Genomic DNA, 7,518 nt, shown 5'->3' on the forward strand with positions numbered 1-7,518 from the left:
TTTTTATTTAATTTAGTCGTTTGTACCAAACCGCTCTTCGCTCAGCGCTGCGGCCATGAGAGCCTTCGTATAATCCTCATAGGGGTTATCGAAAACCTGTTCTGTATCGCCTTGCTCGACGATCTTTCCGTTCTTCATAACAATCACATAGTCGGACACGGCACGTACCACCGCCATGTCGTGACTGATGAAGAGATAGGAAAGCCCGTGTTCCTTCTGCAGATCACGCAAGAGCGTAACAATCTGCTTTTGTACGGAACGATCCAGCGCACTGGTCGGCTCATCAAGCACGATCACCTTTGGTTTCAGGATCATTGTGCGTGCGATGGCTATACGCTGACGCTGGCCGCCTGAAAACTCGTGCGGGTAGCGATTACGCATTGCCGGGTCCATGCCGACTTCTCGAAGCGCTTCCTGCGCGCGACGATCCCGTTCCTTTGCCGAAAGGTTCGGTTCATGGATAAGCAGACCTTCGGTGATGATCCGGCCGACGGTCATACGCGGGCTAAGCGATCCGAACGGATCCTGAAACACCAGCTGAAGCTCACGGCGCTTGGGCCGCATGGCCTGCGATTCCGTCGGTAACTCTTTGCCCAGATAAGCAATCCGACCTTCTGACGGAAGAAGGCGCAGGATCGCGCGGCCAAGCGTCGATTTGCCTGAACCGGATTCACCGACAATCCCGATTGTCTGGCCTTCCTTCAAGGTCAGAGAAACATCATTTACCGCCGTCATGTAGGTAGCGGCACCAAGCCAGGGCTTATTGATAAGGAAGTTCACCTTCACATTATCAGCACGGATAAGGACCGGCGCTTCTGCAGGCGGAGACAGCTTTTCTCCTTCCGGTTCAGCATCAAGCAGCATCTTCGTATAGGGATGCTCTGGTTCGGTAAAAAGCTTTTCCGTCTCGTTGGTTTCCACCACTTCACCTGAACGCATCACATAGACGCGGTCGGCAAAACGACGCACGATACCAAGATCATGGGTAATGAACACAACCGCCATCCCCAGCCGCTGCTGAAGATCAGCCAGCAGGTCGAGAATTTGCGCCTGAATGGTGACATCGAGCGCGGTTGTCGGCTCATCGGCAATGAGAATATCCGGCTCATTAGCCAGCGCCATGGCGATCATCACGCGCTGGCGCTGACCACCTGAAAGCTCGTAAGGGTAGCTATCGATACGGCGTTCCGGTTCAGGAATGCCGACCAGCTTCAGCAGTTCCAGAATACGTGGCCGTGCCTGCTTCTTGCTCAATCCGCGGTGATAGCGCAGGGGTTCTGCCAGCTGATCGCCAATCCGATAAAGTGGATCAAGCGATGTCATCGGCTCCTGAAAGATCATGGTGATCTTAGCACCACGGATTTTGTTCAGCGCCTTATCGGACATGCCGATAAGATCCTGACCGCGATAAAGCGCCTGTCCGGTGGCTTTACCGTTTTGCGCCAGCAATCCCATCATCGCCATGGTGGTCTGGCTTTTGCCAGAACCGGACTCACCTACGATTGCGATTGTTTCACCAGCTTTGACATCGAGATTGATGCCGCGCACAGCATCAACGGGACCGTCATGCGTGTCGAAAGTGACGCGAAGATCGCGAACGCTCAGAATATTTTCTTTTGTCATCTCAGCGATCCTTCGGGTCAAGACTGTCGCGCAGGCCGTCGCCAAGGAAGTTCAGCGCAAACAGGATGATGGTGAGGGTTGCGGCAGGCCAGATCAATTGCCAGCTTGCGCCGCGCATGTTCTGAGCGCCTTCCGAGATGAGGAGGCCGAGCGAGGTGAGGGGATCCTGCACGCCCAGGCCAAGGAACGAAAGCAGGCTTTCAAGCAGAATAGCCTTTGGCACCAGAAGCGTCACAAAGACAATAACCGGCCCCAATGCATTCGGGATAATATGGCGGGTGATGACGCCGCGACGGGTTGCGCCGAGCGCTTCTGCCGCCTGCACAAATTCCTGCCGTTTGAGGCTCAATGTTTGTCCACGCACGATGCGCGCCATATCCAGCCATTCGGTTGCACCAATGGCAATGAAGATGATGAAGATCGACCTCCCGAAGAAGACGAGCATCAATATGACGAAAAAGATGAAGGGCAGGGAATAAAGAATATCAACAAGTCGCATCATGATGTTGTCGGCACGGCCACCGAGATAGCCCGAAATAGCACCATAGCCAACGCCAAGTACCAGAGCCATGGCTGAAGCCAGCAGGCCGATTGCCAGCGACATGCGCACACCGATGAAGATGCGGGTCATCAGATCGCGGCCAAGATTATCTGTACCGAGCACAAAATAGTTGCGCGCGACATTCAATGTCAGCTTGCCACTCAAACCATCAGCAGCAAGTTCGATCTTAGGATTACTGAACAGGTCCGAGCGCTGGAAGTAGCGAAGAACGCGCTCATCGGTCGGGCGTTGCGTAGTGAAGTCGATGACCACATTGCTTCCGGTCAGTTCTGGTTCAGCTGATGCTGTGAGGCGAGCACGAGCCAATTCACGTTCCAGTCCCGGCATGATCGTGTCAGCGCGCGGATAGGCTTCCAGACTTGGGGCCACGCGGACAAACTGCGGATAGATCTTGTCATAGGGATGCGGGCTAAGCATCGGCCCGAAGATACCGACAAGTGCAAGCACGATCAGCACGATAGCACTTGTTACAGCTGCCTTGTTCTTGCGCAGGCGCAGCCATGCGTCCTGCCAGAGTGAACGGCTTTGTACTGAACCAAGCTTTTCCGTTTCAACGGCTGCAGTAAAATCAGTCATAGCGAACCCTCGGATCAAGCCATGCATAAAGAAGGTCGACGATGAGATTGAACACCACGACAAAAACGGAAATGACGACAACGGTTCCCATCACCATCGTATAATCGCGGCTCAGCGCGCCTTGCACGAAGTAACGGCCGATGCCGGGGATACCAAAGATCGTTTCAACGACAACCGAGCCAGTAAGGAGAGCAGCAGCTGTCGGCCCCAGATAGGAAACCGCCGGCAACATGGCAGCACGCAGAGCATGAACGCCAACGACCACGCGCGCGGGCAGGCCGTAAGCGCGAGCTGTCCGAACGTGATTGGCGCGCAAGGCTTCAATGGTTGCGCCGCGCACGAGGCGCGCAATAACGCCAACCTGCGGCAGCGCCAAAGTCAGCACTGGCAATATCCAGTAAAGGATATTGGCCGAAGACCAGCCACCCGCCGGCACCCATCCGAGGATGACGCCGAAAAGAAGGCTCAAAAGAGGAGCAACAACAAAATTCGGTGTGGTAATGCCAAAAGTGGCGAGTGCTACAACGAAATAATCAATCGGAGAATTCTGTTTCAGTGCCGCGATTGTACCGAGAAATGTTCCGATAATCGCAGCCAGACTAAGGGCCAGCGCACCAAGCATGATCGAAACCGGAAGGCCGGAAGCGAACAAGTCATTGACGGTGAAGTCGCGGCGCGTGAAGCTTGGGCCAAGATCACCGCGCAACAGATTGCCCAGATAAATCAGATACTGCTGCCAAAGCGGCGCATCCATATTGTAGGCTTTCTTGAGGTTTTCGAGGATCAGCGGATCAATCGGGCGCTCAAGGTCGAAAGGACCACCCGGCGCAAGCCGGATAAGGAAGAAAGTCAGTGTGACGATGATAAAGATAGTTGGTATTGCACTACCCAATCGTCGGAGCGTGTAGCCCAGCATTTTTATTTCCCTTCTTTGCCGGAACGCTCAAAAAGCGACCCGGCAAATCCCACTAAGGGCGTTCCTGTTTTTTGTTTAGCCTTTTATCGACAGCCAGTGTGTGGCGTGCGAATTCATCAGGTTGTCGTCGTAGCCTTTGACCTTGTCGGCAACCAATGCGGTAGATGAATAGTAGAGCAGAGGAATAGAAGCCCCGTCTTGAAGCAAAATCTTCTCTGCATTGGTGAGGATTTTCGCCCGTTCACCCAAATCTGCTGTGATGGCTGATTTCATCATCAGCGCGTCATAGTCCTTGTTCGACCATTGCGCGTAGTTGAAGTAGCTGTCGCTCGTGAAGAGTGACAGAAACGAGTTCGGATCATTGTAATCCCCAACCCAGCCATCGCGTGCGATATCGAACATGCCTTTCTGCTCAAGATAATTGAAATAGGTCGTGCCATCGACTTCGTCGAGCGTGGCATTGATACCAATATCCTTGAGCATGTCTGCAATCGCCGCCATCGTGTTCTTGTGATTTTCCGATGTGCTATATCTCAGCACTATCGACAGACTACCAGGTGTGACACCGGCATCTGCCAACAGCTTTTTTGCCTTGTCTTCGCGATCAAGAATGTCTTCTTTGGCGTAGCTTAGCTGCGGTCCGTCTTTAACGTAATTATTGATGCCGGGAGGCACCATCGAGCTGGCAGGGAGCATTGTACCGCGCCAGACTTCCTGTGCCAGAAAATCACGATCAATCGTCATTCCAATGGCTTGTCTGACACGAGGGTCGCGCAACTTGCTGGAAGGCTCACCTTTGATGTCGATGTAATAAATGCCCAGCAGCGGCGCCTGATGAAACCATTTACCGAGGTTCTGTTTCACATAGTCCATCTGCTCGGCGGCAACATCAGAGCAGATATCAACTTCTTTCGCCTCAAACCGGCGCATACAGCTGGAGCGGTCCTGAAACGGTATCCAGTTTACCTGATCAATCTGTACATGCTCCGCATCCCAATAATAGGGATTTTTCTTCATAACGATCTTGTCGTTCGGATTGAAACTGACAAGCTCATAAGCGCCATTGCTGACCATATGGCCTGGCTGGCTAAACTTTGACCCGAATTCCTTTACGGCTTTCGGATTGACCGGAAATCCGGTGTTATGGGTCAATAATTCAATGAAATATGGAGTAGGGGCGTTGAGCGTGATCTGGAGCGTTTTGTCGTCCAGTGCCTTCACGCCAAGCTGATCGACATACATATGACCCGTCGCGATCTGCTCGGAGTTTTTGATTGAATAAAAGACACTGGCGTAGCCCGCAGCCGTCTTAGGGTCCATCAGGCGGCGAAATGAAAACTCGAAATCGCCTGCCGTTACAGGATCGCCATTCGACCATTTTGCATTGTCGCGCATGTGAAAAGTATAGGTGAGGCCATCGGGCGAAATTTCCCATGATGTCGCCGCACCGGGAACTGCTCTGCCGTGGCTATCCTGCGCCACCAGCCCCTCATAAAGATCTTTTAAAACGCGGTCTTCCTGAACTGTAGTGGTGAGCTGCTGATCCAGCGTTGAAGGATCCATATCATTGCCACGGTTAAGCACAATTGCAGCAGACGCGGCGCTGCCAAGCGAAATCAGGCAAACGCCTGCCAATAAAATTTCGCGAACCATCGTGAAACTCCCATAAGTCTTAAAAAATATATGTCCCATGAAAAGAGGGACCCTCCGACCCTCCCAGGTCGAAAGAAAAAGGGGCCGCGCCGAAAGGCGCAGCCCGAACTGAAAATTTATTGTTTGAACGATAGCCAGCGGGTTTTGTGGCTGTCCATAAGGTTGTCGTTCCAGCCATCGATCTTGTCAGACACAAGAGCGCGCGAGGAATAATAAAGAATAGGAATATTGCTCATGTCATCGAGCTTGAGCTGCTCGGCTTCAGCCAGAACCTTGGCGCGGGCATCCAGATCAAGAATCTTCGCTGCTTCAGCCATCTTCGCATCATATTCCGGGTTTTTAACCTTGGAATAATTGAAGCTGACATCGCTCTGGGCAATGTAGAGGAAGTTCTGCGGATCGTTGTAATCGCCGATCCAGCCAGCGCGTGCGATATCGAACGGACCGTCTTCACGCAGGAAGTTGAAGTAGGTAGCGCCTTCGGTTTCGTTGAGCGTTGCCTTCACACCGATATTGCCAAGCTGATCGGCAATTGCTGCCATCGTGTTCTTGTTGTTTTCAGATGTGTTGTAGAGCAGCTCAATCGAAAGCGTGTTTGGCTCAACGCCTGCTTCCTTCAACAGCTCCTTGGCCTTGTCTTCACGATCCAACATGTCGTCGGAATAGTCGAGCTTAGGCGCATCCTTGACGTAGTGGTTGATACCTGGAGGAACCAGCGAATAACCTGGGAGCATGGTGCCCTGCCAGACCTGATCGGCAATGAAATCACGGTCGATCGCCATGGAAAGAGCCTGACGAACGCGCGGATCTTTCAGCTTGCTGTCAGCAGTCTTGCCTTTGACCGGCAGATAATAAACGCCGAGATAAGGTGCCATACGGAATTCGTTGGCGAGGTTCTTCTTCACATAATCCATCTGTTCGGCTGGAACGTCCGAGCAGACCTGAACTTCCTTGGCCTCGAAACGTCGCATGCAGCTGGCACGGTCTTCGAATGGAATCCAGTTGATGGTATCGATCTTGACCTGATCGGCTTCATAGTAGTTCGGGTTCTTCTTCATGACGATTTTGTCGTTCGGCGTGAAGCTGACCAGTTCGTAAGCGCCGTTCGTCACCATTTTCCCAGGTGTCGTGAACTTGTCGCCATTTTCTTCAACGCTCTTCTTATGCAGCGGGAAGCCGGTCTGGTGCGTCAGAAGTTCAAGGAAATAAGGAGCAGGGGAGTTGAGCGTCACCTTCAGCGTGTGATCGTCTACAGCTTCAACACCCAGCTCATCGACAGGCTTTTTACCACTAGCAACGTCTTCCGCGTTCTTGATGACAAACAACATGCTCGCATAGCCGGCAGCTGTCTTAGGGTCCATCAGACGGTGAAAAGCGAAGCTGAAATCACCAGCAGTTACCGGATCACCATTCGACCATTTCGCGTTATCGCGCAGATGGAAAGTGTAGACCAAACCGTCTTCCGAAATATCCCATGACTTCGCCACACCCGGTACGGCTTCACCATTCGCGTTCTGGATGGTCAAGCCATCATACAAATCGCGAAGGACGTTGCCTTCAGACACGGTGGACGTGCGATGATGATCAAGCGTTGCCGGATCAGTGTCATTGCCGCGATTAAGAACGACCTCAGCCGATGCCGCTCCCATCAGTGTCAGAAGACACACGCTTGTCAGTAGAGTTTTGCGAAACACGATGAACCCCTCCTAGGTAATTTTTGAAATGGCGTGCATCTTATGGATAAGATTGGTTCTTGCAAGAGAAGTTCTCAAGATACTGAATTAGTTACCAGATTGACTACGCTGCAGCTAATTTAGAAGGCAAAAAACTGGTACGCAGTGGCGATTTTAAAGCGCTTTTGAATGCAAACTCAGAGGAAGAAAAATCAAGAAAACTCCATATTTTGCGGCACTTTTATAAGCTGCTGCCAGCATTTTTATGCAGGCTACGACATCCGATTCGCTTAAATTTTCACCAGAGTTTTCGAGTTGTGGAAAACACGCAAAGGAAAGCCATTTGAACTTGGTTTGAGTGACCATCACCGCATCATATTGGGGCGGCCAGAAATGTTTCATCGCAACAAGATGCTGGCTTTTCATTCTTTTGTTCGTTCCATAACATACGTTATGCAATCAACCTTTGCAGTCCGGGTGGGTTCTAGTTTGAAGTGCGACTTGCAAATGATAAC

6 protein-coding genes are annotated in these 7,518 nt (G+C 51.9%); all 6 read right to left on the minus strand.

Annotation, left to right across the window (positions count from 1 at the left end; translation table 11 throughout):
* Positions 1-12: 12 nt before the first annotated feature.
* On the minus strand, positions 13-1,623 hold the full coding sequence (locus tag CEV34_RS24525) for an ABC transporter ATP-binding protein (protein ID WP_094544730.1): 1,611 nt from the start codon (positions 1,621-1,623) through the stop codon (positions 13-15).
* A gap of 1 nt (position 1,624) precedes the next feature.
* Positions 1,625-2,761, minus strand: coding sequence for an ABC transporter permease (locus CEV34_RS24530; RefSeq protein WP_007879124.1), 1,137 nt, complete (start codon positions 2,759-2,761; stop codon positions 1,625-1,627).
* Positions 2,754-3,677 (minus strand): ABC transporter permease, encoded by a 924-nt coding sequence (locus tag CEV34_RS24535; protein WP_007879123.1) that lies wholly within the window; start codon positions 3,675-3,677, stop codon positions 2,754-2,756. Before CEV34_RS24535 ends, CEV34_RS24530 begins: the two co-directional genes overlap by 8 nt.
* Positions 3,678-3,752: 75 nt before the next feature.
* Complete coding sequence (locus CEV34_RS24540) at positions 3,753-5,330, minus strand: peptide ABC transporter substrate-binding protein (protein ID WP_007879115.1); 1,578 nt, start codon at positions 5,328-5,330, stop codon at positions 3,753-3,755.
* A 116-nt stretch (positions 5,331-5,446) separates the two neighbouring features.
* Positions 5,447-7,024 (minus strand): peptide ABC transporter substrate-binding protein, encoded by a 1,578-nt coding sequence (locus tag CEV34_RS24545; protein WP_007879114.1) that lies wholly within the window; start codon positions 7,022-7,024, stop codon positions 5,447-5,449.
* 153 nt (positions 7,025-7,177) lie between these two features.
* Positions 7,178-7,429 (minus strand): hypothetical protein, encoded by a 252-nt coding sequence (locus CEV34_RS24550; RefSeq protein WP_007879112.1) that lies wholly within the window; start codon positions 7,427-7,429, stop codon positions 7,178-7,180.
* Between the last annotated feature and the right edge of the window lie 89 nt (positions 7,430-7,518).

The organism is Brucella pseudogrignonensis, assembly GCF_002252525.1.
Lineage (GTDB): Bacteria > Pseudomonadota > Alphaproteobacteria > Rhizobiales > Rhizobiaceae > Brucella > Brucella pseudogrignonensis.

Excerpts from the sequence above, each read along its gene's own strand:
- CEV34_RS24530 (WP_007879124.1), bottom strand. The coding sequence starts at position 2,761 with ATGACTGATTTTACTGCAGCCGTTGAAACGGAAAAGCTTGGTTCAGTA.
- CEV34_RS24550 (WP_007879112.1), bottom strand. The coding sequence starts at position 7,429 with ATGAAAAGCCAGCATCTTGTTGCGATGAAACATTTCTGGCCGCCCCAA.
- CEV34_RS24535 (WP_007879123.1), bottom strand. The coding sequence starts at position 3,677 with ATGCTGGGCTACACGCTCCGACGATTGGGTAGTGCAATACCAACTATC.
- CEV34_RS24540 (WP_007879115.1), bottom strand. The coding sequence starts at position 5,330 with ATGGTTCGCGAAATTTTATTGGCAGGCGTTTGCCTGATTTCGCTTGGC.
- CEV34_RS24525 (WP_094544730.1), bottom strand. The coding sequence starts at position 1,623 with ATGACAAAAGAAAATATTCTGAGCGTTCGCGATCTTCGCGTCACTTTC.